Origin of the sequence: Sphingomonas trueperi (assembly GCF_011927635.1) — a bacterium.
GTDB classification, from domain to species: domain Bacteria; phylum Pseudomonadota; class Alphaproteobacteria; order Sphingomonadales; family Sphingomonadaceae; genus Sphingomonas; species Sphingomonas trueperi.
In genome coordinates this window covers 115,856-141,173 of sequence record NZ_JAATJB010000002.1, presented here as the reverse complement: position 1 = coordinate 141,173, position 25,318 = coordinate 115,856, and the positions used below count along the sequence as shown (strand labels likewise).

The 25,318-nt window shown below is 67.4% G+C and carries 30 protein-coding genes and 1 riboswitch; of the genes, 16 read left to right on the top strand and 14 right to left on the bottom strand.

What is annotated here, in order from left to right; all coding sequences use genetic code 11:
* Window positions 1-28: 28 nt before the first annotated feature.
* The 3 genes from fusA to rpsL all read right to left on the bottom strand — a co-directional run bounded on the left by fusA (window position 29) and on the right by rpsL (window position 3,097).
* Window positions 29-2,125 (bottom strand): elongation factor G, encoded by a 2,097-nt coding sequence (gene fusA / locus GGR89_RS03930; protein WP_125973987.1) that lies wholly within the window; start codon window positions 2,123-2,125, stop codon window positions 29-31.
* 66 nt (window positions 2,126-2,191) lie between these two features.
* Window positions 2,192-2,662 (bottom strand): 30S ribosomal protein S7, encoded by a 471-nt coding sequence (rpsG, locus tag GGR89_RS03925; RefSeq protein WP_010545716.1) that lies wholly within the window; start codon window positions 2,660-2,662, stop codon window positions 2,192-2,194.
* Between the two features lie 63 nt (window positions 2,663-2,725).
* Complete coding sequence (gene rpsL, locus GGR89_RS03920; protein WP_010545715.1) at window positions 2,726-3,097, bottom strand: 30S ribosomal protein S12; 372 nt, start codon at window positions 3,095-3,097, stop codon at window positions 2,726-2,728.
* Between the two features lie 299 nt (window positions 3,098-3,396).
* Here rpsL and GGR89_RS03915 point away from each other — a divergent pair, with 299 nt between their 5' ends.
* The gene (locus tag GGR89_RS03915) at window positions 3,397-3,837 is read left to right on the top strand and encodes a bactofilin family protein (RefSeq protein ID WP_125974140.1); all 441 of its coding nucleotides are present in this window, start codon (window positions 3,397-3,399) and stop codon (window positions 3,835-3,837) included.
* A gap of 18 nt (window positions 3,838-3,855) precedes the next feature.
* Here the strand turns inward: GGR89_RS03915 and GGR89_RS03910 are convergent, their stop codons facing one another.
* The gene (locus GGR89_RS03910) at window positions 3,856-4,473 is read right to left on the bottom strand and encodes a DUF4142 domain-containing protein (protein WP_125973989.1); all 618 of its coding nucleotides are present in this window, start codon (window positions 4,471-4,473) and stop codon (window positions 3,856-3,858) included.
* Window positions 4,474-4,755: 282 nt separating this feature from the next.
* On the opposite strand from GGR89_RS03910, the gene GGR89_RS03905 reads away from it, so the two are divergent.
* The 4 genes from GGR89_RS03905 to GGR89_RS03890 all read left to right on the top strand — a co-directional run bounded on the left by GGR89_RS03905 (window position 4,756) and on the right by GGR89_RS03890 (window position 8,873).
* Window positions 4,756-4,923, top strand: coding sequence for a hypothetical protein (locus GGR89_RS03905; RefSeq protein WP_241217853.1), 168 nt, complete (start codon window positions 4,756-4,758; stop codon window positions 4,921-4,923).
* 37 nt (window positions 4,924-4,960) lie between these two features.
* Window positions 4,961-5,848 carry a bestrophin family protein gene (locus GGR89_RS03900; protein WP_125973993.1) on the top strand — a complete coding sequence of 296 codons (888 nt, stop codon included), beginning with the start codon at window positions 4,961-4,963 and terminating at the stop codon, window positions 5,846-5,848.
* A gap of 37 nt (window positions 5,849-5,885) precedes the next feature.
* A riboswitch (cobalamin riboswitch) is annotated at window positions 5,886-6,082 on the top strand.
* A gap of 101 nt (window positions 6,083-6,183) precedes the next feature.
* Window positions 6,184-8,031 carry a TonB-dependent receptor plug domain-containing protein gene (locus tag GGR89_RS03895; RefSeq protein ID WP_125973995.1) on the top strand — a complete coding sequence of 616 codons (1,848 nt, stop codon included), beginning with the start codon at window positions 6,184-6,186 and terminating at the stop codon, window positions 8,029-8,031.
* Window positions 8,031-8,873: an ABC transporter substrate-binding protein gene (locus tag GGR89_RS03890; protein ID WP_125973997.1), complete on the top strand. Its 843-nt coding sequence runs from the start codon at window positions 8,031-8,033 to the stop codon at window positions 8,871-8,873. Before GGR89_RS03895 ends, GGR89_RS03890 begins: the two co-directional genes overlap by 1 nt.
* Before the next feature lie 6 nt (window positions 8,874-8,879).
* Here the strand turns inward: GGR89_RS03890 and GGR89_RS03885 are convergent, their stop codons facing one another.
* Both GGR89_RS03885 and GGR89_RS03880 read right to left on the bottom strand, forming a co-directional pair.
* Window positions 8,880-9,281 (bottom strand): low affinity iron permease family protein, encoded by a 402-nt coding sequence (locus tag GGR89_RS03885; RefSeq protein ID WP_125973999.1) that lies wholly within the window; start codon window positions 9,279-9,281, stop codon window positions 8,880-8,882.
* A 432-nt stretch (window positions 9,282-9,713) separates the two neighbouring features.
* Window positions 9,714-10,142, bottom strand: a complete 429-nt coding sequence (locus tag GGR89_RS03880; protein ID WP_241217857.1) for a cupin domain-containing protein — start codon at window positions 10,140-10,142, stop codon at window positions 9,714-9,716.
* A gap of 100 nt (window positions 10,143-10,242) precedes the next feature.
* On the opposite strand from GGR89_RS03880, the gene GGR89_RS03875 reads away from it, so the two are divergent.
* The 4 genes from GGR89_RS03875 (at window position 10,243) to GGR89_RS22575 (ending at window position 12,644) form a co-directional block, all read left to right on the top strand.
* Entirely contained in the window at window positions 10,243-10,611 is a 369-nt protein-coding gene (locus GGR89_RS03875) for a glycine zipper 2TM domain-containing protein (RefSeq protein ID WP_125974003.1), read from the top strand.
* A 42-nt stretch (window positions 10,612-10,653) separates the two neighbouring features.
* On the top strand, window positions 10,654-11,832 hold the full coding sequence (locus tag GGR89_RS03870; protein ID WP_125974005.1) for a glycosyltransferase: 1,179 nt from the start codon (window positions 10,654-10,656) through the stop codon (window positions 11,830-11,832).
* A 47-nt stretch (window positions 11,833-11,879) separates the two neighbouring features.
* Window positions 11,880-12,032, top strand: a complete 153-nt coding sequence (locus GGR89_RS03865) for a hypothetical protein (RefSeq protein ID WP_164521862.1) — start codon at window positions 11,880-11,882, stop codon at window positions 12,030-12,032.
* Between the two features lie 78 nt (window positions 12,033-12,110).
* Window positions 12,111-12,644 carry a hypothetical protein gene (locus GGR89_RS22575; protein WP_125974007.1) on the top strand — a complete coding sequence of 178 codons (534 nt, stop codon included), beginning with the start codon at window positions 12,111-12,113 and terminating at the stop codon, window positions 12,642-12,644.
* Between the two features lie 371 nt (window positions 12,645-13,015).
* On the opposite strand, the gene GGR89_RS03855 is transcribed toward GGR89_RS22575, so the two are convergent.
* From GGR89_RS03855 to GGR89_RS03845, 3 genes are all read right to left on the bottom strand, one after another.
* The gene (locus tag GGR89_RS03855) at window positions 13,016-13,345 is read right to left on the bottom strand and encodes a hypothetical protein (RefSeq protein ID WP_125974009.1); all 330 of its coding nucleotides are present in this window, start codon (window positions 13,343-13,345) and stop codon (window positions 13,016-13,018) included.
* A 132-nt stretch (window positions 13,346-13,477) separates the two neighbouring features.
* On the bottom strand, window positions 13,478-15,139 hold the full coding sequence (gene recN, locus GGR89_RS03850) for a DNA repair protein RecN (protein ID WP_125974011.1): 1,662 nt from the start codon (window positions 15,137-15,139) through the stop codon (window positions 13,478-13,480).
* 43 nt (window positions 15,140-15,182) lie between these two features.
* The gene (locus GGR89_RS03845) at window positions 15,183-16,007 is read right to left on the bottom strand and encodes an outer membrane protein assembly factor BamD (RefSeq protein WP_125974013.1); all 825 of its coding nucleotides are present in this window, start codon (window positions 16,005-16,007) and stop codon (window positions 15,183-15,185) included.
* 123 nt (window positions 16,008-16,130) lie between these two features.
* On the opposite strand from GGR89_RS03845, the gene GGR89_RS03840 reads away from it, so the two are divergent.
* Together GGR89_RS03840 and GGR89_RS03835 are read left to right on the top strand one after the other, a co-directional pair.
* On the top strand, window positions 16,131-16,973 hold the full coding sequence (locus GGR89_RS03840) for a class I mannose-6-phosphate isomerase (protein ID WP_125974015.1): 843 nt from the start codon (window positions 16,131-16,133) through the stop codon (window positions 16,971-16,973).
* Window positions 16,974-17,056: 83 nt separating this feature from the next.
* Window positions 17,057-17,593, top strand: a complete 537-nt coding sequence (locus GGR89_RS03835; protein WP_125974017.1) for a glycine zipper 2TM domain-containing protein — start codon at window positions 17,057-17,059, stop codon at window positions 17,591-17,593.
* A gap of 250 nt (window positions 17,594-17,843) precedes the next feature.
* On the opposite strand, the gene GGR89_RS03830 is transcribed toward GGR89_RS03835, so the two are convergent.
* Window positions 17,844-18,071 carry a hypothetical protein gene (locus tag GGR89_RS03830; protein WP_125974019.1) on the bottom strand — a complete coding sequence of 76 codons (228 nt, stop codon included), beginning with the start codon at window positions 18,069-18,071 and terminating at the stop codon, window positions 17,844-17,846.
* 684 nt (window positions 18,072-18,755) lie between these two features.
* Window positions 18,756-19,004, bottom strand: coding sequence for a hypothetical protein (locus tag GGR89_RS03825; protein WP_125974023.1), 249 nt, complete (start codon window positions 19,002-19,004; stop codon window positions 18,756-18,758).
* 611 nt (window positions 19,005-19,615) lie between these two features.
* On the opposite strand from GGR89_RS03825, the gene crcB reads away from it, so the two are divergent.
* The 5 genes from crcB to GGR89_RS03800 all read left to right on the top strand — a co-directional run bounded on the left by crcB (window position 19,616) and on the right by GGR89_RS03800 (window position 22,792).
* Complete coding sequence (gene crcB / locus GGR89_RS03820) at window positions 19,616-19,996, top strand: fluoride efflux transporter CrcB (protein ID WP_125974025.1); 381 nt, start codon at window positions 19,616-19,618, stop codon at window positions 19,994-19,996.
* Entirely contained in the window at window positions 19,993-21,099 is a 1,107-nt protein-coding gene (locus tag GGR89_RS03815) for an RluA family pseudouridine synthase (RefSeq protein ID WP_125974027.1), read from the top strand. The genes crcB and GGR89_RS03815 overlap by 4 nt, the downstream gene beginning before the upstream one ends.
* A 141-nt stretch (window positions 21,100-21,240) precedes the next feature.
* The gene (locus GGR89_RS03810) at window positions 21,241-21,900 is read left to right on the top strand and encodes an HAD-IA family hydrolase (RefSeq protein WP_125974029.1); all 660 of its coding nucleotides are present in this window, start codon (window positions 21,241-21,243) and stop codon (window positions 21,898-21,900) included.
* Window positions 21,897-22,118 (top strand): hypothetical protein, encoded by a 222-nt coding sequence (locus GGR89_RS03805; protein ID WP_125974031.1) that lies wholly within the window; start codon window positions 21,897-21,899, stop codon window positions 22,116-22,118. Before GGR89_RS03810 ends, GGR89_RS03805 begins: the two co-directional genes overlap by 4 nt.
* A complete protein-coding gene (locus GGR89_RS03800; RefSeq protein WP_125974033.1) occupies window positions 22,115-22,792 on the top strand; it encodes an ATP12 family chaperone protein in 678 nt (225 codons plus the stop codon). The genes GGR89_RS03805 and GGR89_RS03800 overlap by 4 nt, the downstream gene beginning before the upstream one ends.
* Before the next feature lie 6 nt (window positions 22,793-22,798).
* Here the strand turns inward: GGR89_RS03800 and gmk are convergent, their stop codons facing one another.
* From gmk to fumC, 3 genes are all read right to left on the bottom strand, one after another.
* Window positions 22,799-23,485 carry a guanylate kinase gene (gene gmk / locus GGR89_RS03795; RefSeq protein WP_125974035.1) on the bottom strand — a complete coding sequence of 229 codons (687 nt, stop codon included), beginning with the start codon at window positions 23,483-23,485 and terminating at the stop codon, window positions 22,799-22,801.
* A gap of 56 nt (window positions 23,486-23,541) precedes the next feature.
* The gene (locus GGR89_RS03790) at window positions 23,542-23,760 is read right to left on the bottom strand and encodes a hypothetical protein (RefSeq protein ID WP_125974037.1); all 219 of its coding nucleotides are present in this window, start codon (window positions 23,758-23,760) and stop codon (window positions 23,542-23,544) included.
* A 65-nt stretch (window positions 23,761-23,825) separates the two neighbouring features.
* Complete coding sequence (gene fumC, locus GGR89_RS03785; protein WP_125974039.1) at window positions 23,826-25,217, bottom strand: class II fumarate hydratase; 1,392 nt, start codon at window positions 25,215-25,217, stop codon at window positions 23,826-23,828.
* Window positions 25,218-25,318 lie beyond the last annotated feature (101 nt).

The window sequence follows — 25,318 nt, the reverse complement described above, 5'->3', positions numbered from 1 at the left end:
ACGCGGCCCCATAGCGGCTGTTTTCCGATTACGCCAGCTTTGCCTTCACTTCGTCGGCGACGTTGGCGGGCACCTCGTCATAGTGCGAGAACTGCATCGTGTACTGCGCACGGCCCTGGGTGAACGAGCGAAGCGCGTTCACATAGCCGAACATGTTCGCCAGCGGCACCATGGCAGTGACGGCCTGCGCGTTACCGCGGGTGTCCGTGCCCTGGATCTGGCCACGACGGCTGTTCATGTCGCCGATGACGTCGCCCAGATAGTCTTCCGGGGTGACGACTTCGACCTTCATGATCGGCTCGAGCAGCTTGATGCCGGCCTTCTGCGCCGCTTCGCGCATCGCTGCACGGGCGGTGATTTCGAACGCAAGCGCCGACGAGTCGACGTCGTGGTACGCACCGTCATACAGCAGCACTTCGAAGTCGATGATCGGGAAGCCGACCAGCGAGCCCGTAGCCGCCGTCTCGCGGAAGCCCTTTTCGATCGCGGGGATATATTCCTTCGGAATGTTACCGCCCTTGATCTCGTCCTTGAAGACGATGCCCGAACCACGCTCGCCCGGCGTCAGCTTGACCTTGACGCGACCGAACTGGCCGGTGCCGCCCGACTGCTTCTTGTGCGTGTAGTCGATGTCGACCGGCTTCGCGAGATATTCGCGATACGCCACCTGCGGCGCGCCGACATTGGCCTCGACCTTGAACTCGCGCTTCATGCGGTCGACCAGGATCTCGAGATGGAGCTCGCCCATGCCCTTGATGATGGTCTGGCCGCTCTCCGAGTCGGACGAGACGCGGAACGACGGGTCCTCGCGGGCAAGGCGATTGAGCGCGACGCCCATCTTTTCCTGGTCCGCCTTGGTCTTCGGCTCCACCGACAGCTCGATCACGGGCTCGGGGAATTCCATCCGCTCGAGGATGATCGGGGCGTTCTGCGCGCAGAGCGTGTCACCGGTCGTGGTATCCTTGAGGCCGGCGAGAGCGACGATGTCGCCCGCATAGGCTTCCTGGATGTCCTCACGGCTGTTCGCATGCATCAGCAGCATGCGGCCGACCTTTTCCTTCTTGTCCTTCACCGAGTTCATCACGGTGGTGGCCGCTTCGAGCTTGCCCGAATAGATGCGCGCGAAGGTCAGGGTGCCGACGAACGGGTCGTTCATGATCTTGAACGCCAGCGCCGCGAACGGCTCGGTGTCCGAGGACGGACGCTCGTCCGGCGTCTCGCCGTCGAGCTTGACGCCCTTGATCGCCGGAACGTCGAGCGGGCTCGGCAGATAGTCGATCACGGCGTCGAGCAGGGGCTGCACGCCCTTGTTCTTGAACGCCGAGCCGCAGATCACCGGCACGAACGCCATCTCGAGCGTGCCCTTGCGGATCAGACGCTTGAGGTCGGCGACGCTCGGCTCGTTGCCCTCGAGATAGGCTTCCATAAGCGCGTCGTCGAGCTCGACGGCCATCTCGATCAGGTCGCTGCGATACTTCGCGGCCTTCTCGGCGAGATCCGCCGGAATCTCCTGATATTCGAACTTCGCGCCCAGGCTCTCCTCGAGCCAGATGATCGCGCGGTTCTCGACCAGGTCGACGAGACCCTTGAAGCCGCCCTCGATGCCGATCGGGAGATACAGCACCGCCGGACGCGCGCCGAGGCGGTCGATGATCGAGTTCACGCAGAAATAGAAGTCGGCGCCGGTGCGGTCGAGCTTGTTGACGAAGCACATGCGCGGCACGCCGTACTTGTCGGCCTGGCGCCACACGGTTTCGGACTGCGGCTCAACGCCGGCAACGCCGTCGAAGCACGCGACCGCACCGTCGAGCACACGCAGCGAACGCTCGACTTCGATGGTGAAGTCGACGTGGCCGGGGGTGTCGATGATGTTGATCCGGTGCTCTTCGCCCTTGCCGTCCTGGGCGCGCCAGAAGCAGGTGGTAGCAGCGGACGTGATCGTGATCCCGCGCTCCTGCTCCTGCTCCATCCAGTCCATCGTCGCGGTGCCTTCGTGCACTTCGCCGATCTTGTAGGACTTGCCGGTGTAATAAAGGATACGCTCGGTCGTGGTCGTCTTACCGGCGTCGATATGGGCCATGATGCCGATGTTGCGGTAACGCTCGAGCGGATGGCTGCGGGCCATGATCGTGGTTTCCTTGAAAATTTGGGGAGCCGGACCGTCCGGCTCCCCAATATGTAGGGTCGAAAGTTACCAGCGGTAGTGGCTGAAGGCGCGGTTCGCTTCCGCCATGCGGTGCGTGTCTTCGCGCTTCTTCACCGCGTTGCCGCGGTTGTTCGCCGCATCCATCAGCTCACCCGAAAGACGGGCGGCCATGGTGTGCTCGCTGCGGTTGCGGGCCGAGGCGATCAGCCAGCGGATCGCGAGCGCCTGCGCACGCTCCGGACGGACTTCGACCGGAACCTGGTAGGTCGCACCGCCGACGCGGCGGCTGCGGACTTCGATGCCGGGCTTCACGTTGTTCAGCGCGTCATGGAAGACGCCGATCGGCTCGCGCTTGGCGCGCTGCTCGACGGTCTGGAGGGCGCCATAGACGATCGCTTCCGCGACTGCCTTCTTGCCATCCAGCATGACCGAATTCATGAACTTCGACAGGACCTGATCCCCATAGACGGGATCGGGCAGGATTTCCCGCTTTTCGGGACGACGACGACGTGCCATCTCAACTAATTCCTTCTGATCTTCAGCCGATCCGGAACATGTCCGGGGCTTACTATGGCCTGATTACTTCGGACGCTTCGCGCCGTACTTCGAACGGCTCTGCTTGCGATCCTTGACGCCCTGCGTATCGAGCACGCCGCGAAGGACATGGTAGCGGACGCCGGGAAGGTCGCGCACACGGCCACCGCGGATGAGCACCACCGAGTGCTCCTGCAGGTTGTGGCCTTCGCCCGGGATGTAGCTGATGACTTCGCGGCTGTTGGTCAGACGGACCTTGGCCACCTTGCGAAGCGCCGAGTTCGGCTTCTTCGGGGTCGTCGTGTACACGCGGGTGCAGACACCGCGCTTCTGCGGGTTCTGTTCCATCGCAGGGACCTTGGACTTGGCCTTCTGCGGTTCGCGGCCCTTGCGGACCAGCTGGTTAATCGTCGGCATGAAGCCCTTCACCTTTCAGATGGTTACTTTGCTGGAGCCCTGTTGGACAGAATACGAAAAAGCCCCGAAGGCCTCAGCCCCCCGGGCGATTGCGTCTCCAGCAACGTTCAGCTCTTTGTACCCAAGGCAGGAATCGCCCTACCCGGAACCGGGCGGCCTATACCGATGCGCGGCGATCCGGTCAACAGCGCCGCCCCCAAGCCGACGCAGCGCCGGCGTTAACCCTTTCCAGGGGCTGATCCCCGGCGGCAGCTGTGCTAGCCCGCGTGCCGAATGGGTTCCGCATGGGGGTGTCGCGCATGTTCAACGGTAATCGCAATCGGGAGGATCGCAACAGCGCCTCGGCAAGCGCGGCGCAGGGCAATGCCCGGCGCGGGCAGTTCTCGGTGCTCGGCGCCGACATCGTCATCACCGGCAACCTTGTCGCCACCTCGGACCTGCATATCGACGGGCGGATCGAGGGCGACGTCCGCTGCGGCAGCCTGGTCCAGGGCGCCGAGAGCCAGATCTTCGGCCGAGTCGAGGCCGAGGACGCCCGGCTCGCCGGGGCCGTCGAGGGATCGGTGCGCGCCCGCCAGCTCACGATCGAGCGCACCGCACGGATCACCGGCGACGTCGAGTATGAGACGATCATGGTCGAACAGGGCGGCCATATCGACGGCCGGCTCAAGCATATCGGCGGCGCGACCGCCACGGTCGCGCCGCCGGTGCTGATCAAGGCGAGCGAGGAAGCGGCCTGAGGCCGCTTCCCCCGGCTCTTACATGCCCTTGATCATGTCGTAGTGCTTGGAGATCACGGGCTCCGCATCCTTCGCGAAGTCGCGCAGCTGCGCCACGTCCCCGCCACCCGCATAGGCCTGCACCGCCGCGAGCGCCTTCTGGTGCGCGACGACCTGCTGGCTCTTGTACGCCGTATCGAACGCGGTGCCGGTCGCCGACTGCAGCGTCTGCAGGTTCGCCTGCTGCTCGTCGGTCATCGCCGGCGCCGGGGTGATCGCCGGGCTGGCCTTGCTGCCTGCGGTCTTCAGCATCGCGGTGGACTTGGTGTGGTCCTCCACCATCTGCTTGCCGAAATCCTTCAGGTCGCTCGCCGTCGCCTTTTGCTGGGCGAGCTTGCCGGCGGCGATCTCATAGGCGTCGCTCGCCGCCACCGTGTTGGCGAAGTCCTGGCCGGTCATCGGCGTGGCGGCCATGGCGTTGCCGTCCATGCCGTTCATGCCGCCCATATTGTCGCCCATGGAGGTCTCGCCGGCGGGAACGTTGGTAACGGTGTCGCCGCTGTTCATGGCATCGGTGCCGCCGTTGCTGTTGCCGCCGCAGGCGGCGAGCGCGAAGATCGGGGCGGCGCTCAGGATCAACAGGTGCTTCTTCATCATACAGGCCTCCAGGGTTTCCGGGACCGAACGCCCCGCCCCCGGCCGCGTTCCGAAGCAAACATCTTATCTGCTTGAGTTAACATCATAAGTTATGAAATTCGTCGAATTGTTGGCGCCGGCGCCGCACGATTCATCGACAAATTGGTGCAGCGCAGCGCGATTGATGCAGCGCGCAAACTTACGTTACTTTGCATCCATTTATCGGTTAAAATCGATCCTTAGCTGTGGCGCCTCACCTGCAAAAGGACGCCCACAATGCACCAGGATGAACGAACCCGCCGCATGGAACGCCTGCGAAGCTCGATCGCGCTGCTGCTGTTCGGGCTGGGCACGCTCGCTTTCCTGATCGCGATCGATCGCCCCGAATGGTTCCACCTGCGCCCCGCGAGCGGCACCGCCGCGGCGATGTCGCACGCGGCGAGCCCCGCGCCCGACCGGAACGACGGCTGAGCGGACCTACAAACCTTCTCGCGCGTATAGTCCGCCCATGATCGTCACCACCGCCCCCCGCGCCAAACAGGTCCTCCGCGAAATCTGGATGCCGCTGGCGCTGCTGTTCCTCTGGGACGTCATCGTCACCATCGTCTATTTCGTGCTGCCGTTCCGCGCGCCGTCGTTGCCGCTGACGCTGTTCGGATCGGTGCTGGCGCTGTTCCTCGGCTTCCGCTCCAACTCCGCCTATCAGCGCTGGTGGGAAGGCCGCGGACTGTGGGGGCTGATGATCAACGCCAGCCGCAACCTGGCGCGGATGGCGCGCAACTACCTGCCCGACGGCGAGGCGGTGGATCTCAAGCGTACCATCGTGCTGCGCCAGGTCGCCTATGTGAATGCGCTGCGCTGCCAGCTGCGCCGCCAGCCGGCGGACCAGGAGGTACTGCGCTTCCTCTCGCGGGGCGAGGCCGACTATGCGCTGGCCCGCACCAACATCGCCAACGGCATCGTGGACGGCACCGGCCGGCGGATCGAGATCGCGCGGTCCAAGGGCTGGATCAATCCGATGCAGCAGCATTCGATGGAAAGCGTGCTGGTCGACATCGCCAATGCCCAGGGCGGCATGGAGCGGCTGAAGAACACGCCGCTGCCGATGCAATTCCGCTTCGTGCCGACCGCCTTCACCCATATCTTCTGCGTGCTGCTGCCGATCGGGCTGGTCGAGACGCTGGGCGTGGCGACGCCCCTCGGCTCGACGATCGCCGGACTGATGTTCCTGGCGGTGCTCGCGATCGGCGACGACCTCGTCGACCCGTTCGCCAACACCGTGCACGACCTGCCGCTCAATTCCATGTGCCGCACGATCGAGATCGACCTGCTGCAATCGATCGGCGACCCCGCCCCCGAACCGGCAACACCCGACAAGGCCGGCGTGCTGTGGTGATGTCGCAGCGGCTTGCCGCCCTGCCCTGCTTGCCGCTAAAGGCCGCCGGGTAACGGGTGCCTTCCCCCGACGGGAGGGTGAAAAGGGAAGCCGGTCCAGAGTCCGGCGCTGCCCCCGCAACTGTAGCCGGTGAGCCGGCGCGCCAATCTGCCACTGGAGCCGCATGCTTCCGGGAAGGCGGCGTGCCTGCGACGACCCGGGAGCCAGGAGACCTGCCCGCTACGGTCGATTCCTTCACGCGGGCGGGGTGCACCGGGTGATCGGGGCTGAAATCCCCGTGTGAGCGACACCAAACCATGCGGGAGCATCGCGCTCCCCCATCTCGGGTGTCTGAAATGAACTTCTGCAAGCTTTCCCTGTTCGCCACCGCCGCGCTCGCGCCGCTCGTCGCCCATGCCGATCCCGACGACGACCGCATCGTCGTCGTCGCCAGCGGCGTCGCCCAGCGCGCCGACACCGTCGGGCGGTCGATCACCACCATCGACCGCGACGAGATCGAGCAGCGCCAGACCGTCGCGCTCTCGGACCTGCTCGCCACAACCCCGGGCGTCACCGCCGTGCGCAACGGCGGACTCGGCACCGCGACCGCGCTCAGCATCCGCGGCGCGCAGAGCGACCAGACGCTGGTGCTGATCGACGGCATTCGCGTGGCCGACCCCTCCGCCACCGGCGGGGCGTACAACTTCGCCAGCCTGCTCGCCGGATCGGTCGAGCGCGTCGAGGTGCTGCGCGGGCCCAATTCGGTGATCTGGGGCAGCCAGGCGATCGGCGGCGTGGTCAACGTCACCACGCTGCAGGGCGCGCAGGGGCTGCACGTGCGCGGCAATGCCGAGGGCGGGTCGTTCGGCACGTTCAACGGCAACGCGGCGATCGCCGGCGGCAACGACCGCATCACCGCCGGGCTGACCGCGGGCTATCTCACCACCGACGGCATTTCGGCGGCCGCGAACGGCAAGGAGGCGGACGGCTATCGCCAGGTCGGCGCGACCGGCAATGTCGAGGTGCAGCTGGCCCCCGGCCTCGCGCTCGACCTGCGCGGCTATTATGCCGACAGCAAGGTCGATCTCGACGGCTATGCCCCGCCAACCTACGCCTTTGGCGACACGGGCGAATATGCCAAGACCCAGGAGCTCTACGGCTATGCCGGGCTTAAGAACGAGGCGTTCGGCGGCAAGCTCCACAACCGGCTGGGCTTCACCCTCTCCGACATCCACCGCGACGGCTACAATGAAGATTCGTCGATCGCGTACCGGTATCGCGGCCGCGCCGAGCGCTACACCTATCAGGGCGACGCGACGCTGGCCGAGCAGCTCCGCCTGGTGTTCGGCGCCGAGCATGAGCAGAGCCGCATCCGCTATGACGAGGGCTTCGGCAGCGGGGGGCGCTACTCGGTGGGCATCACCAGCGTCTACGGCCAGGCGATCGTCACGCCGGTAGCACCCGTGACGCTGACTGGCGGCGTCCGCCACGACGACCACGATACCTTCGGCGGCCACTGGACCTGGAACGCCGATCTCGCCGTGCGCGCCACCGCCGGCACCGTGCTGCACGCGAGCTTCGGCGAAGGCTTCAAGGCGCCGACGCTCTACCAGCTCTACAGCGCCTATGGCGATCGCGCCCTCCGCCCCGAGACCACCAGGAGCTACGAAGCCGGCGTGCGCCAGACGCTGGCCGGCGGCAAAGTCGCGCTGGGCGCAACCTGGTTCCACCGCGATTCGGACAACCAGATCGATTACAACTTCGACACCTCGACCTATTACAACCTCAACAAGACCCGCGCCCAGGGCGTGGAGCTCGAAGCGCTGCTCCAGCCGGTGCAGGCGCTGACGGTGCGGGCGAACGTGACGCACGTCTTCTCGGAGAATCGCAGCGCCGACTATCGCGGCAACGACCTGCCGCGCCGCCCGCGCGATACCGCCAATGTCTCGGCCGACTATCGCTTCCCCTTCGGGCTGGCGATCGGCGGCACGGTGACCATGGTGGGCGACAGCTTCAACGATGTCGGCAACCGGACCCCGATCGACGGCTATGCGCTGGCCGGCGTGCGGGCGGAGATGCCGGTGACGAAGCTGCTTTCGGTCTATGGCCGCGTCGATAATATCGGCGACGTGCGCTACCAGCAGATCACCGGCTACGGCACCTACGGCCGCGCTGCCTTTGGCGGCGTGCGGGTGCGCTTCTAGTGAGGTTCGGCGCCGCGTTCCTCGTCTGCCTTGGGCTCGCCTGCCTGGGGCTGGCGGGCTGCGCGGCGCCACCATCCCAAGGCGGCGGGGGCATCGTCTCGATGAACCCCTGCGCCGATGCGACGCTGCTGGAACTGGTCCCGCCGTCGCGGATCGCCGCGATCAGCCATTATTCGCAAGCGCCCGACTCCACCTCGATCCCGCTCGACGTCGCCCGCCGCTTCCGCGGCAACAACGGCACGGCGGAGGAAGTGATCGGCCTCAAGCCCGATCTGGTGATCGCCAGCAGCTTCACCGCGCCCTCGACCCGCGAGGCCTTTGCCCGCGCCGGGCTGAAGGTGCTCTACCTCGGCATCCCGCCGTCGATCGCCGACAGCAAGGCGCAGGTGACCGAACTCGCCGCCGCCCTGGGCACACCCGCCAAGGGCGCCGCGCTCAACGCCCGGATCGACGCTGCGATGGCCGCCGCCCGCTGGACCGGTCCCAAGGCCCCCGCCCTGCTGTGGATCGGCGGCAACCTCGTCACCGGCGGCCAGACGCTGCTCGACGACCTGATGACCACTACCGGCTTCTCCAACCAGGCGGCGCATTATGGCCTCACCCATACCGGCCATCTGCCGATGGAGCGGGTGATCGCTGACCCGCCCCGCGTGATGCTCGCTCCCGAAGGCGCCGGGCACGACAGCGATTCGCGCGCCGCGATCCTGCGCAAGCGCGCCATCGCCGAGACCGGCCTCAAGGTCACCCAGGCGCAGTTCGCGCGCCAGCTGGTCAATTGCGGCGGCCCGGTGATCCCCGCCGCGCTCGCCCGCCTCGCCGAGATCCGCCGGCAAGTGCGCTAAGCCGCCTCAGCGGCGCGAAAGCACCTTCTCGATCGACTCGTGCCGCGCCGGATCGGCCGCGCCGAACTCGCGCTCCAGCCGGTCGCGGATGTCGAGCAGCTGCTTTTCGCTGAGATGCTCGATGCCGATGAACTCGTTGCGCGCCTCGGCGATCGCGCGGATCACTTCGTCCAGCTTGGCCTGCAGCGCGGCGGCGTCGCGGTTCTGCGCATTCTGGATCAGGAACACCATCAGGAAGGTAACGATGGTGGTGCCGGTGTTGATCACCAGCTGCCAGGTGTCCGACCAGTGGAACACCGGCCCGCTTACCCCCCAGACGATGATAACCAGGAAGGCGAGGACGAAGGCCGGCGGGCGCCCCGCCCATGCCGCGACGCTCTGCGCGAACCGTTCGAAAATCCGTCCCAAGCCGATGCTCCCGATCCGTGGCCGCGCCGCTATGCGCGCGCGGCGGGCGCTTGCCAATCGGGGCTATACCGCGGTGTGAGGACGCTAAAGGGGGGCCGGCGCTGCCGCCAGCCCCCCATGTCGCCGGCCGGTCGGGTGGTGCGCCGAAGCACATCGCCCGGCCCATCGGCGGCCTGCGGCAACCGCCCCGGCAGGGAGACGATCGCCGGTTCGGCACGCGAACCGCCACCGGGAGGGGCGATCGTCGCGTACCTGCCGGGTCGAGCGGTTTCCTTGCGGCACCAGCACCGACACCAGCTCGCAAGACACTGATATTGCTTCGGTTTCCCTCCGCGGCACCAGCCTTCTTACAGGTCTGAGGGTCTCACCGCGGGCGAGTCGCACCAAGCGGTAATGCCTGTTGATACTGTGGATAACGGGGATAAATCCGAGTCAGGCGCCCGGCGGCGCCCAGCCGGGCGCGGCGAGCTCGAAGCCGGCAAAGTCGAAGCCCGGCACCACCACGCAGCTGACCAGCCCCCAGCCGTGCGGCGCCTCGGTCGCCTGCCAGCGACCGGCGGGCACGCGGGCCTGCGGCACTTGACCCTCCAGCACCCCGCCGCCCAGCACCACCCGTCCGATTGCCCCGTCCGCATCTTCGATCAGCAGGTCGAGCGGCGATCCGGCGTGCCAAAGCCACAGCTCATCGGCATCCACCCGGTGCCAGTGCGAGCGCTGCCCCGCCTCCAGCAGGAACAGGATCCCCGTCCCCGGCGAGCGCCTTTCCCCCTCGGCAGGGGCCCGCCACGTCTCGCGATACCAGCCGCCCTCGGGATGCGCCGCCAGCCCCAGTCTCTCGATGATCGCCCGCGCCTCGTTCAACTGCCTGCCTCCTGCCTGAACGCGACGTAGTATTGGGTTCATGCAACCGGGATTAAACCCGACACGTTCGTTTCATCAACAACAACTCGGGGAGTATCCCATGCGTACCCTTCTGCTTTCGCTCAGCGCCGCGGCGCTCGCCATTCCCGCGGCGGTCGTGCTGCCCGCCACCCAGGCCGAGGCCAAGGCATCGATCGGCCAGGACCGTTATTATCGCGGCCATGACGACCGCCGCTATCGCCATGACAATCGCCGCTACGCCTATCGCGAGTGGCGCGGCCGCGACGGCCGCCGCTATTGCCGCAAGCCCGACGGCACCACCGGCACCGTGGTCGGTGCGGTCGGCGGCGCGCTGCTCGGCCGCACCATCGACACCGACGGCGACCGCATGGCCGGCACCCTGCTCGGCGGCGTCGCCGGCGCGCTGGCCGGTCGCGCGATCGAAAAGGGCGGCAGCAACTGCCGCTGATGCGCTGAAGCATTAACCCCGGGGTGCTAGACACCCCGGGGCATGCTTCGTGTCCTGATCCTCTCCACCCTGTTCCCGGATGCCGCGCGCCCGAATTTCGGCATCTTCGTCGAGCGCCAGACCCGGGCGCTCGCGGCGCGGGACGGGGTGGAGGTTCGGGTGGTCGCTCCCCGCGGGTTGCCGCCTTTCCCGCTCGATCGTCACCCGCGCTATGCCGCGCTCGCCGATCAGCCCGCGCGCGAGGATTGGAACGGCCTCGCCGTCCACCGCCCGCGCTTCCTCAATCTGCCCGGCACCGGCGGCCGCTTCCATGCCGCGATGCTCGCCCGCGCGCTCCGCCCGGCGCTCACCGACCTGCGCCGCGCCTTCCGCTTCGACGTGATCAACGGCGAGTTCTTCTTTCCGGATGGCCCAGCCGCGATCGCGCTGGGCAAGGCGTTCGGCGTGCCGGTGTCGATCAAGGCCCGGGGCTCCGACATCCACCAATGGACCCGGCGCCCCGCCATCGCCCGCCAGATCGTGCGGGCGGGACAGGCAGCCGACGGGCTGCTCTCGGTATCACTGGCACTGCGCGACGAAATGCTCGCGCTTGGCATGCCGGCCGAGCGGACCGACTGCATCGTCACCGGCGTCGACCTCGCCCGCTTCGCCCCGCGCGACCGCGCCGCCGCCAAGCGCGCGCTGGGGATCGCGGGACCACTGGTCGCCTCGGTCGGCGCGCTGATCCCGCTCAAGGGGCACGACCTGCTGATCGACGCAGTCGCCGGCCTGCCCGGCGTCCATCTCGCCATCGCCGGCCAGGGACCGGAGGCCGATCGCCTCGCCGCCCGCATAGCGGCGCTGGGCTGCGGCGAGCGCATCCGACTGTGCGGCCCGCTTCCCCCCGATTCCATCGCCGACCTGCTCGCCGCCGCCGATGTGATGGCGCTCGCCTCCGCCTCCGAAGGACTCGCCAATGCCTGGCTCGAGGCGCTGGCAAGCGGGACGCCGATCGTCATCCCCGATGTCGGCGGCGCGCGGCAGGTGGTGACGTCGCCCAGTGCTGGGCGCATCGTCGCGCGCACCCCCGCCGCGCTCGCCGCCGGCATTGCCCAGCTGCTCGCCGCCCCCCCTGCCCCCGAGGATGTTCGCCGTATCGCCGCCCCGTTCACCTGGGAGGCAAACAGCGAACGATTGCACCGGCACCTCGAACGGCTCGTCGCCCGACGTCGCGGAACCTGAGCGTATCTGCAGGGGTTCGTAGCTGCGGGGGGCTGAAGGAGCCCGTGATGCAGAAGCCCAAGCCCTATCGATCGCCGCGCCGACGCCCCTCCCCGGCCGCGCAGCCGCCGCGCCGGCTGCGTCGCGCCGCCACCGCGCCGGCCGAGACCGATTTCGACATCGTCTTCGAATGGGAAGCCGACGGCCCCACCCAGCACTGAGCGCGTCCGCCGCCAAACGTTGACAGCGCGAATCGCTTGGCGGAAGCTGGCCGCTTCACCCAGAGAGGGAGGTGCGGCATGGCCGGCAAGAAAGAGAAGAAGGCGAAGAAGGACGACAAGAAGACGTCGTTCCTGCCCAAGGTGATCGACGGCATCAAGCTGCCCAAGGATGCCCGCCGCCAGCTCACCGCCCTCGCCAAGCATCCGGTCATCGCCGATCTGCTCGCCTCCGGCCTGGTCGCGCTCGCCCAACGGATCAAGGGCGACGGCGGCAAGGCCGAGACCCCAGCCGAACCGGCGCCCGCCCCAGACGCCACGCCCGCACCGGCTGCGGCCGAAGCGGCGGCAACCCCCGCCAAGCCGGCCGTGAAGCGCATCCGCAAGCCCGCCGCCGCGCCCGAGGCTGCCGCCGCCGGCAAGCCCGCGCCGGTACGTCGCCCCCGCAAGCCCGCTGCCGTCGAGAAGGCCGCGGCCACGCCCGCGGCGCCCGTCGCCACCGAGGCGGCGCCCGCCAAGCCCGCCAAGGCACCGCCGCCGCGGCGTACCCGCAAGAAGGCAGACACCACCACCAAGCCGCGCACCCGCCGCACGCCGCCCAAGACGGAGAGCTGATCGCCTGATTGCCGGGACACCGGGACACGGCATAACAACCAAGCGCTAGACGCACTGTGCCGTTCTTATGGTTCTTCCGGGTGGCGCCGGTGCTGCCCTTCGCCTCGCAGATGACGCTGGCGACGATTCCCTTGTGGCGGCTGCTGCTCCAGCGGATCGCCCCGCTGCGGGGGTGACCCGCGCCGCCTTGCCACATCGTCATCCCGGCGAAAGCCGGGATCCATTGGGGTCTCCGTGTGGGCTCCAGCTACTAACGAGTGGCGAATGGATTCCGGCTTTCGCCGGAATGACGGAAAGGGGTTTTCCGAAATTCCCATAGAAAACGGGCCCCGCCATGCGGCGAGGCCCGTCTCGCTGGTTAGCCGCCGCGATCAGCGGCGGCGGTTGTTGCGATCGTGCTTTTCGTAGCGGATCTTGGCCGACAGCGCGTCGTAGCGGCGGTCGAGATCGCGGCGCTCCTGCAGGGTCAGGCCGGGGCGCGAGGCGCGATAGCGGGCCTCGAGGCGCACCAGGCCGCGATACTCGTTGCGGATCTGCGTCGCCTCGCGGCGGCTCAGCGAACCCGAGCGGATGCCCTGGTTGATGCGCTGCTCGATGCGATCCTGACGGGCGTTGATGGCCTGCCAGCCCGGCTGCGCCGATGCAGGAACGGCAGCGGTGGCGACACCAAGGCCTGCGATCAGCAGCATGAACTTCTTCATCGGATACTCCTCACTTCGACGAGACCGCCCCTGCGGTCGAGAGCCGTTGTGGAACGCCGATGTCGCGATTTTGTCCCACCCCCTGCGGTTTTGCGTCACCAATTGTCGCAAGCCTGCAACCTTCGTTCAGGTTCAGGCGGCGAGCAGCCGTTCCGCCTGGGCGCGGGCCTCGGGGGTAATCTCGGCGCCCGAGAGCATCCGCGCGATTTCCTCGCGCCGCTGCTCGGGGCTCAGCGGGGTGACGCCGGTGCGGGTGACGATGCCGTCGTGGCGCTTGGCGATCAGCAGATGCCGCGCCCCGCGTGCCGCGACCTGCGGGCTGTGCGTCACCACCAGCAGCTGCGAGCCCTGGGCCAGCCGCGCCAGCCGCTCGCCGATCGCATCGGCGACCGCGCCGCCAACGCCGCGATCGATCTCGTCGAAGATCAGCGTCCGCGCCCCGCCTTCCTCCGCCAGCGCCACCTTCATCGCGAGGATGAAGCGCGAGAGTTCGCCGCCGCTGGCGATCTTCATCAGCGGCGCGAACGGCGCGCCGGGGTTGGTCGAGACCTCGAACTCCACCCTGTCCATGCCGGCGGCGCTCCACTGGTGCTCGTCGAGCGGCTCGACCACGGTGCGGAAGCGGGCGGCATCGAGCTTGAGCGGCTTGAGCTCGGCCGCCACCGCCGCATCGAGCCGCGCCGCCGCCATGGTGCGCATCGCGGAGAGCGTCTGCGCCGCCTCGCGATAGCTGGCATGGGCCGCCGCCGCCGCCTTCTCCAGCCTGGCGATGCCCGCGCCGCCGCTGCTCAGCCGTTCCATCCGGCCGGACAGCTCGGCGAGCAGCGCGGGAAGGTCGTCCGGCTGTACGCGATGCTTGCGGGCGACGGCGCGGAGCTCGAACAGCCGCGCCTCGTCGGCCTCCAGCGCGGCGGGATCGAAGGCCAGCGCCTCGGCCGCGGCATCGACCTGTGCCTGCGCCTCGCTGCCTTCGGTGATCGCGCGATCGATCGCCGCCAGCGCCTCCGCCAGCGCTTCGTGATCGTCGGACACACGCTCCAGTATCCGCGCCGCCTGCCGCAGCCGCGCCAGCCCGCCGTCGGAGCCTTCGAGCAGATCGGCGATGCCCTGCAGATCCGTCGCGATCTTCTCGCCCCGCTGCATCGACGCACGGCGCTCGGCGAGCCGCTCCTCCTCGCCTTCCTCGGGCGCGAGCGCGGCGAGTTCGGTGACGGCATGCTCCAGCCATTCGCGGTCGCGCTCGGCACTGTCTTGCTCGGCCCGCGCCACCGCCAGCGCATCCTCGGCCGCGCGCCAGGCGCGGTGCGCGATCGCCACCGGGCCTGTGTCGCAGCGCCCGAAGGAATCGAGCAGCAGCCGGTGCCCGCGCGGGTTGAGCAACCCGCGGTCGTCATGCTGGCCGTGAATTTCGACCAGGTGCGGCGCCAGCTCTCGAAGGAAGCCCGCGGACGCAGGCTGGTCGTTGACGAACGCGCGGCTGCCGCCATCGGCCTTGACCAGCCGGCGGACGAGCAGCGGCTCGCCCGGCTCCAGCTCCATGCCGTTCTGCGCGAAAAGGTTGGCGATCTCGCCGTCGGCGGCGGGCGGGACGAAGCTCGCCACCACCACCGCCTGGCTCGCGCCGCTGCGGACCAGCCCGCTATCGGCGCGCGCGCCCAGCGCCAGCCCCAATGCGTCGAGCAGGATCGACTTGCCAGCCCCGGTCTCGCCGGTCAGCACGCCGAGCCCTTCGCCGAACTCCAGGTCCAGCGCCTCGATCAGCACCACGTCGCGAATGGATAGCGCGGTCAGCATCGCGGCCCCCTATCGCAGGAACAGGAGAAGAACGAAAGTGCTTTTAGCTCGCGGGCTTGGGCGGCGGGCCGGCCTTGGCGGCAGCCGCCACCTTGTCCTGGTTTTCCTGCATCAGCTCGTAGGCATGCTTGTACCAGTCGGTGCCCGGATAATTGGCGCCGAGCACCGCGGCGGCCTTGTTGGCCTCCTCCGGCACGCCCATCGCCAGATAGCTCTCGGTCAGGCGCATCAACGATTCGGGGACGTGGGTGGTCATCTGGTAATTGTCGACCACGTTGCGGAAGCGCAGCGCCGCCGCCAGCCACTGGCCGCGCTTCTCGTAAAAACGGCCGATTTCCATTTCCTTGCCGGCGAGGTGGTCGCGGACCAGGTCGAGCTTCAGCCGCGCGTCGGCGGCGTATTTCGAGTTCGGATAGCGGCGAATCAGCTCGCCGAGCGAATCGAGCGCCTGCTGGGTGATCTTCTGGTCGCGCGTGACGTCGCTGATCTGCTCGTAATAGGAGATGCCGACCAGATAATAGGCATAGGGCGCATCGCGGTTGCCGGGGTGGACCGCCAGGAAGCGCTGCGCCGACGAGATCGCCTGCGCATAATCCCGGTTCAGATAATAGCTGAACGCACCCATCAGCTGCGCACGCCGCGCCCACACCGAATAGGGGTGCTGGCGCTCGACTTCGTCGAACAGCGCGGCGGCAAGCTTGTACTGGTGCTGGTCCAGCTTCTGCTTGGCCGTGCTGTACAGGGTGCCGACGTCGCGGGCGACATAGGGAAGATCCTTCACCCCGCCGCGCTTGGCGCAGCCGGCGACGGAAAGGGCGAACACCGGAAGGAGCGCGAACGCAAGCGCGCGAGGCAGAGGACTACGCATATGGCGGGGTTCTTAGACCGGGGCCGTGGCTGCAAACAATCCTTTTCGGGGCGGGATTGCGGCGGAACCTGCTTCGGGCCACATGCGCTGGCATTTCCGTACCGTCATCGAAGGGGATCTTCCGTGCCCGCCACGCTTCTCGCCACCCACCGCGTCGAAAAACCCTGGGGCCGCCACACCCTGTATCCGGGCTTCGCCGATCCCGCCAAGGACGGCGATCCGGTCGGCGAGGTCTGGTTCCAGACGCCGGGCGACAGCACCCCCGATCTGCTGATCAAGTATCTGTTCACCAGCGAGAAATTGTCGGTGCAGGTCCACCCGAACGACGAGCAGGCGCACGCCGCCGGCCTGCCGCGCGGCAAGGACGAATGCTGGGTGATCCTTGACGCACAACCCGATTCGACGATCGCGCTGGGCACGAAGAAGCCCTACACCCGCGAGGAACTGCGCGCCGGTGCGCTCGACGGCTCGATCGAGGACATGCTCGACTGGAAGCCGGTCAAGGCCGGCGACTTTTTCTACTCGGCCTCGGGCACGGTGCACGCGATCGGCGCGGGAATCACCCTGATCGAGGTCCAGCAGAACAGCGAGACCACCTATCGCCTCTATGATTACGGCCGCCCGCGCGAGCTGCACCTGGACGCGGGCATCGCGGTCGCCGAGCCCGTGCCCTTCGTGCCGCACCCGATGCCGGGTGCGGTCGCGCCCAACCGCACCATCCTGGTCGAAGGCCCCAAGTTCGTGCTCGAGCGCTGGGAAGGCGGGCATCGCCGCTTCGACCTGCCGGAAGGCACCACCGGCTGGCTGATCCCGGTAAAGGGCGAAGGCGTGGTCGACGGCATCGCCTTCAAGGCGGGCGAATGCCTGACGGTCGAAGGCCATATCGAACTGGAGGCTGGCGTGGGCAGCGACCTGCTGTTCGCCTATCCCGGCGACACGCGTGTCCCGTCGATGGACGCCGAATGAACCGAACGTAGTTTCATATTCACGCAACCTGCCGTCGCGCCGGCACGTTCGGCACGCATCGATAACGACAAGGAAATGTCACGATGCGCATGTTGTTCGTTGCCGCTGCGGCGGCGCTGACGGTAACCGCGGTGCCCGCCATGGCGCAGGGCCCCCGCGAGCGCGATGCACGCCAGGATTGCCGCCGCGATCTGCGGCACGCGGATAGCCGCGGCGAATATCGCCGCGAGCTGCGCGACTGCCGCCAGGACATCCGTCAGGCTTCGCGCGCCGACAACCGCCAGTGGCAGCGCGATTGGCGCCGCTATCGCAACTACGACTATAACCGCCTGCCCGCGGGCGAGCGCCGCTATTATGCCGACCGCTATTATCGCGACGGCCGCTATTATCAGGAGCGCCGCCTGACCCGGAACGACCGCATCTACCGCGGTAACGATGGCCGCTATTACTGCCGTCGCAACGACGGCACGACCGGCCTGATCGTGGGCGGCATCGCCGGCGGCCTGCTGGGCAACGCGCTGTCCTCGGGTGGCAATGCGACGCTCGGCACGCTGCTCGGCGCAGCGGCGGGCGGAGCGCTCGGTAACTCGGTCGACCGCGGCAACGTCCGCTGCCGCTGAGGTCGGACGGCCTGCACGAAGGGGGCCCGGTTCGCCGGGCCCTTTTTGTTTGTGCGCGATCGACGCGCGTCAGAAAGATCGAAGCGCGTCAGGATGGACGCGCCCTTCCAATCAAACCGTCATTCCGGCGAAAGCCGGAATCCATTGGCACGCCGTCGCGGCAAGAGCGGGTGCATAGAGGCAAATGGATCCCGGCTTCCGCCGGGATGACGGCGTGTGGGTCAGCAGATCGACCCGCCGCGGGCAGCGATTAGATGAACCCGCCGGTCAGCATCAGCCGCACCCCGCTGATGATCAGGATCAGCAGATTGATATTCCGCCCCGCCGTCCCGCGCGATAGCATCCCCACCACCGTGCCGGCAACCGCGATCGGGAAGGCGATCCAGTTGACCAGCGGCACGAAGGGGAACGGGATGATCCCCACCAGCGCAAAGGGCAGCGCCACCAGCCCGATCAGCAGCGAAAGTGCGTTCAGCATGAGGGCGGATGTGGGATGACCGAGGTGTGTTATCAAGGTAGAACGCATTTAGATATTTGCATGCGGGTGTAATCGCGATCTGCGTCGGGAGAGACAGGCCGTTCGTCCGCTATCGCCCAGTTGCGGACCAACGAAATCTCCCGCACGTTCAACAGATGCGCTGGCTCATGACGCTTTCAATTATGGCACTATCAGGTTGCCACGGCTCCGTTCCGCGCCTCGCCAATTGCGCTGATGCCCAAAACATTAAGCTGATTGTCGAGAGATGCTATCAAGGCGATCTTAACACAGGTCACTACGTCGGCGACACAGTGTGTTTTCCGTTCAGCAAAACTGAGCGAATTGCAGGCTTCTGGTACACGGATCTTGAGGCGTCATATTTTGGCTCATCGCCGAGTGGAGCGCGTAAAGCTATGACGTGGTTGAAAGTAAACAATGAGCCGCAGGCTGTGACCGAATCCATGCGGGGGGAGAGGCCGCGAGAGTTCGCCGTAACGTTTGAGGGTCGGCGTTCGCTCTGTCCCGGATCGTTCGGCCACATGGGAATGACGTCTCGCGAAATCGTGGTCGAGAGACTGATTTCAATGGCACCGATCCCGCCGGGCCAATGACCGCTCTCCACCCAATCCCTGCCATTCACCGCATCCGCGTCATCCGCGCGACGTGCGCCTCAACCCCATCGCTTCAGACGCCCGACAGGTCCATCGTCGGCAGGCGTTTGTACTTCGCGCCCTCGATGGCGCTGTACGCGAAATCGAAGAACTCCCCGCTCTGCGTGTAGACGCGGACGGAAAACTGGCTCTTGTTGATCCGAACGATAGCGATCGGCTCGGAGCGCGCCCGGAGATAGAGCTGGACGGTCGCGCCGCTATGCAGGCCCTCGTCCACGCAATCGACGATCTCTCGTCCCGCAGAGTGATCTCTCGCACTCACACCAACACTCCTTCCGCCAGATCGGTTGTCGCTTGGGGTACGTTCCGTGAAACCCCGCATGATCCAATTGCTGCCGCAACCAACCGGTATCCTTCTTAGGTTCGACCAGGAAAGCGCGAAGGTGACGACCAGTAACTGGTACCGCGCGCTGCTTAACGATCGCCCGCTCCGACACTCCGAACATTACCTGAGCGAAACGGCATCTGCGGGTGGCCGCACAAGCGCGGCCGCCTTCAAATTACACGCTTGTCCCTTTGGAAATGTTCCCTATATGTACGCATGTTAGCCGCAGTCCGGCGCCGCTCTTTGACAAGGTCCGGCTTCTCCCCTGCCCGTCCACGGCGAGAGCACGTCTCGCGGACGCGCGCATCGCTCGCTCTGGTGGTACGAGTGCACCTGCTCGCGCGCATAGGTGAACGCGCGTGCATGTGAACTTTGGCAACTTTGCGCGCTCGCAAGTCCCGATCTGCCCCTTGTCGAAGTGCGCATATGCGTGAACTTTGTGAACTTAGGCCTGCGACTGGCGGCCGCAGCAGCGGCCGTTTTGGGCCCACCGATAGCCGCCCACCCCGAAACTTCCCCTTTGCCCCGATTCGCGCTAGGGGCGCGGCATGCCCAATCTTTTTCTCGTGATGCTCGGCGGGGCCATCGGCTCCGCGGCCCGCTACGGCGTTGGCCGCGCCGGCGTCGCCCTGCTCGGCCCGGTCTTCCCCTGGGGGACCCTCGCCGTCAATATCGTCGGCGGCTTCCTGATGGGGCTGCTCGGCGCCGGCCTGCTGCGCTTCGGCGAAGAGGCCGAACAGGCGCGGCTGCTGCTCGGCGTCGGCGTGCTCGGCGGCTTCACCACCTTCTCCTCCTTCTCGCTCGAAACTTTTGCGATGATCGAGCGCGGCGACGTGCTGACGGCGCTGGGCTATGTCCTCGCCTCGGTGATCGGCGCGATCGGCGCGGTCGCCATCGGCATGACGCTGGCCCGGGCGGTGACGGCATGAGCGGCGCCGAGACCGATGTCCGCCAGTTCGTCGTCGGCCTCGACGATGACGGCATTCGGCTCGATCGCTGGTTCAAGCGGCACCTGCCGGACGTGAGCTTCAACATCGTCTCGCGTTGGGCGCGGACCGGCCAGCTCCGCGTCGACGGCGCGCGCGCCCAGCCCGGCGACCGCATCGCCGAAGGCCAGACGATCCGCGTCCCCCCGGCGGAGCCCGCCAAGCCCGCGACCGCCCTGCGCCCCAAGTCGAACCGTCCGCCGCTCAGCGCCGAGCAGACCGAGCTCGCACAGTCCATGGTCATCCACCGCGATGCGCAGGCGATCGTGCTCAACAAGCCGCCGGGCCTCGCGACGCAGGGAGGCACCAAGACGTTCGAGCATGTCGACGGCCTGCTCGATGCGCTGCAGTTCGAGGCGGAAGGCCGGCCCAAGCTGGTCCACCGGCTCGACAAGGACACCTCGGGCGCGCTGCTGATCGCGCGTTCGGCGCGGGCGGCGGCGTTCTTCTCGAAGAGCTTTTCCAGCCGCACCGCGCGCAAGATCTACTGGGCGCTGGTGATGGGCGTGCCGGAGATCGAGGACGGCTTCATCGAGCTGCCGATCGGCAAGCAGCCGGGCACCGGCGGCGAGAAGATGCAGGTGGACACCGAAGAAGGCCAGCCCGCCCGCACCCGCTACCGGGTAATCGAGCAGGCGGGCAACCGCTGCGCCTGGGTCGAGCTCCAGCCGTTCACCGGCCGCACCCACCAGCTGCGCGTCCATATGGCGGCGATCGGCCACCCGATCGTCGGCGATGGCAAATACGGGCTGCAGGAGGCGTTTCTCACCGGCGGCATCAGCCGCAAGATGCATCTGCACGCACGCCGCATCCGCATCGACCATCCCGATGGCGGCCGGATCGACGTCCGCGCCGAGCTGCCGCACCATTTCGCGGAGTCGATGCACACGCTGGGCTTCGACCTGGCGGTGGGCAACGCGCTGGAGATCGACGACGGCCCGCCGCCGATGAGCAAGGAACTGCTCAAGCAAAAGGCCAAGGCCCACGCCAAGAACTACCGCAAGGAACGCCGCGGCGAACGGCGGGGCCGGGGACAGGCGAAGTAGGCGTGCGCGTGCCTCCGCTACCTTCGTCATCCGGCGAAAGCCGGGATCCATTGGGGTCGCCGTTACGGCTTTTGCTGTTGCCGAGTGGCGAATGGATCCCGGCTTCCGCCGGGATGACCGCGATCTGGTGAGCACCTCCGCATGAACCGCCTCGCCTTGTTCGATTGCGACGGTACGCTGGTCGACAGCCAGGCGAGCATCTGCCTCGCTATGGAGCATTGCTTCACCGGCCAGAAGCTCGAGCCCCCGGCGCATGCGGCGATCCGTCGCATCGTCGGCCTGAGCCTGGTCGAGGCGATCGCCCAGCTGCTGCCGGACGCGGAGGACGATCTCCACCGCCACCTCGCCGAGGAATATAAGCGCGCCTATTTCGCACTGCGTACCGCGGGCCATATCGAGGATGAGCCGCTCTATGACGGCATTCTGGAGGCGATCGAGACGCTGGATGCGAATGGCTGGCTGCTCGGCGTCGCCACCGGCAAGTCCGATCGCGGGCTGATCCGCGTGCTGGAGGCACATGGGCTGCGCCAGCGCTTCGTCACGCTACAGACCGCCGACCGCCACCCCTCCAAGCCGCACCCGTCGATGATCGAGACCGCGATCGCCGAGGCCGGCGCGGCGCCCGAGACGACGGTGATGATCGGCGACACCAGCTTCGACATGGCGATGGCGGTCGCCGCCAATGCGCATCCCTTGGGTGTTGCATGGGGCTACCACACTCCCCATGATCTGCACGCGGCCGGCGCGGTGCGGGTCGTGGAGCATGCGTCGGCGATCCCGGCATATCTGGAGAGATTGTGATCGACGCCGATCGCCTTGCGCGCAACCGCTATTTTCTGATGATGGGCGCGAATTGCGTTGGCGTCGCCGGCGCCGTGCTGGCGCTGCTTATCCTGGGCCGCGCCACAACCACCGAGCAGACCATGCTGGGCATCGCGCTGATGCTCGCCGCGTTCTGGGTAATGGCGGCGATCCCTAGGATGCTCGCCCGCCGCTGGAGGACACCCCCCGAAGCATGAAACGTTTCTGGAAGACCGTGACGATCGTCGGAGGCGCAATCGAACTCGATGGGCGCCCCGTCCGCACCCCCGACCGCGCGCCGCTGATACTGCCGACGCCGCAACTCGCCGAGGCCGTGGCGGAGGAATGGCGAAGTGTCGGCGAGGAACTCGATCCGCGCGCGATGCCGCTCACCGGGCTCACCAATGCAGCGATCGACCAGATCGCACCGAACCCGGCTCCCTTCGCGGCAGACCTCGCCCGCTACGGCGAGAGCGACCTGCTCTGCTACCGCGCCGAGCTGCCCGAGCCGCTGGTCGAGCGCCAGGCCGCGCAATGGGACCCGCTGCTCGACTGGGCGCGGACCCGCTACGATGTGCATTTCGAGACGACCGCCGGCATCATGCACCGCCCGCAACCGCCCGCGACGATCGCGCGGCTGAACGAGGTGGTCGCCGCGCTCGACCCGTTCCGGCTGGCGGCGCTGAGCCCGCTGGTGACGATCAGCGGCTCGCTGGTCGCGGCGCTCGCGCTGCTCGAAGGCGCGGCCGATCGCGAGACGATATGGCGTGCCGCCCAGCTCGACGAGAACTGGCAGGCCGAGCAATGGGGCGAGGACGAACTAGCCACCCGCGCCCGCAACGTCCGCCGCGCCGACTTCGACGCGGCAGCGCGGTTCCTTAGCCTCCTTTGAGAAGCCTCAAAGGACGTCCGAGGATTCCCCGGTGGGGTCGCCGCGCTTCATCAGGCCGCGGATGAAGCCGATCAGGCCGGTCTGGCGCGAGCGCTTCAGGCGCTCGGCCTTGAGGATGGTGTGGACCGCCTCGAAGCACTTGTCGGCATCGTCGTTGACCAGGACATAGTCATAGCCGTCCCAGTGGCTCACCTCGTTCGAGGCGCGCGCCATGCGGTGGGCAATCACGTCGGGCGAATCGGTTTGCCGACCTTCGAGGCGGCGGTGCAGCTCGGCCATCGACGGCGGCAGGATGAACACGCGGACCACGTCGCCGCCCATCGTCTGGTGCAGCTGCTGCGCACCCTGCCAGTCGATGTCGAACAGCATGTCGCGACCGGTGGCGAGCACCGCGTCGACCGGGCCCTTGGGCGTGCCGTAGCGATGCTTGAAAACGTGCGCCCACTCGATGAAATGGTGCTGCGAGACCATCTCGCGGAACCGGTCGACGCTGACGAACGTATAGTCGACCCCGTTCACTTCGCCCGGCCGCGGTTCGCGCGTGGTTACCGAGACGGAGACGGCGAGATCGGGCTCGGCTGCCAGCAGCTTGCGAGCGATGGTCGACTTGCCGGCACCCGAGGGCGAGGAAAGGACAAACAAAACCCCGCGGCGATGGAATCCATGCGGGTCGTTCTGGTGCGTATGGGCCATGCGGGCCTTTGGCGTAGCGGCACCCGGGCCGTCAAGCCCGGGCACCGTTTCGCGGCTTAGGCGCCAAGGCCCGTATCGGGACCGTGCTCGGTGCTGAGCTTGCGCTTGAGATAGGCCGCGCCCACCGCGCCCGCGCCGAGCACGAACGCCGCCGGCACCACCCGCTTGGCGACTTCCCAGGTCGCGACGCCGACCGCCGCGCCCACTGCGCCGCCTTCGCCGTCGCGCCGGTCGATCTTGCTGCCGATCCAGCCTGCAATCAACTTGCCGATCATCGTCTTCTCCTTCCCCGCAAGAACGGCGTTGCGGCGGCTGCGTTCCCGCCGCTCGCCGCAGCCGGTCAACGGCCGATCATCGTCTCCGGCTTCACGAACTTATCGAAGGTCGCGCTGTCGACAAGGCCGAGCGCCAGGCCCGATTCCTTCAAGGTAAGGCCTTTCTCATGCGCATTCTTGGCGATCTTTGCCGCCGCATCATACCCGATCGCCGGGGCGAGCGCGGTCACCAGCATCAGCGAGCGATCGACCAGCTCCCTGATCCGCGCTTCGTTCGCCACCGCGCCGTCCACCGCGCGCTCGGCGAAGTTGGTCATGCCCACCGACATGAGGGTGATCGAGCGCAGCACATTGGCGCCGATCAGGGGCTTGAACACGTTGAGCTCGAAATGGCCCTGCATGCCGCCGACGGTGACGGCGGCGTGGTTGCCGATCACCTGGGCCGCGACCATCGTCAGCGACTCGCTCTGCGTGGGGTTGACCTTGCCCGGCATGATCGAGCTGCCCGGCTCGTTCGCCGGCAGCTCCAGCTCGCCGAGCCCCGAGCGCGGGCCGGAGCCTAGCAGGCGGATGTCGTTGGCGATCTTGGTGAGCGACACCGCCAGCGTGTTGCAGACCCCCGACAGGTTCACCAGCTGGTCCTTGGTCGCCAGCATCTCGAACTTGTTGGGTGCCGAGACGAAGGGCAGCCCGGTGATCTTGGCGATCTCCGCCGCCACGTCCTCGGCATAGCCCGGCGGCGAATTGAGCCCGGTGCCCACGGCGGTGCCGCCCAGCGCCAGCTTGAAGATGTCGAGCTCGAGCACGCTCTGGAACCGCGCCCGCGCCGAGGCGAGCATCGCCGCATAGCCGGAGAATTCCTGGCCGAGCGTCAGCGGCGTCGCGTCCTGCAGATGGGTGCGGCCGATCTTGACGATGTGGTCCCAATCCTTCGCCTTGCGGTCGAGCGACGTGTGCAGCCGCTCCAGCGCCGGGAACAGGTCGAGCGTCACCGCGCGGGCGGCGGCGATGTGCAGCGCGGTCGGGAAGCTGTCGTTGGACGACTGCGCCATGTTGACGTGATCATTGGGGTGGATCGGGCTCTTGCCGCCCCGCTTGCCGGTGAGGATCTCGTTGGCGCGGCCGGCGATCACCTCGTTGACGTTCATGTTGGTCTGGGTGCCGCTGCCGGTCTGCCAGATCACCAGCGGGAACTGGTCGTCGAGCTTGCCGTCGATCACTTCCTGCGCGACCCGGTCGATCACCTCGGCGATCTTGGGGTCGAGCCCGTGCTTGACGTTCACCCGCGCCGCGGCCTGCTTCACGATCGCCTGGGCATGGACGATGCCGATCGGCATCCGCTCCTCGGGCCCGAACGGGAAATTCTGGATCGATCGCTGGGTCTGTGCGCCCCAATAGGCGTCGGCGGGAACTTCGATCGCGCCGATCGAATCGGTTTCGGTGCGCGTGCCGGTCATGTGCTTCTCCGCTTGGTTTGTGCGCGATGTAAGCCTCCCGCCCCGCCCCACAACCCGTCCGAGGGTCGGCATTTCAGCGGCGCCGGCCAAGGCCCCGGAAA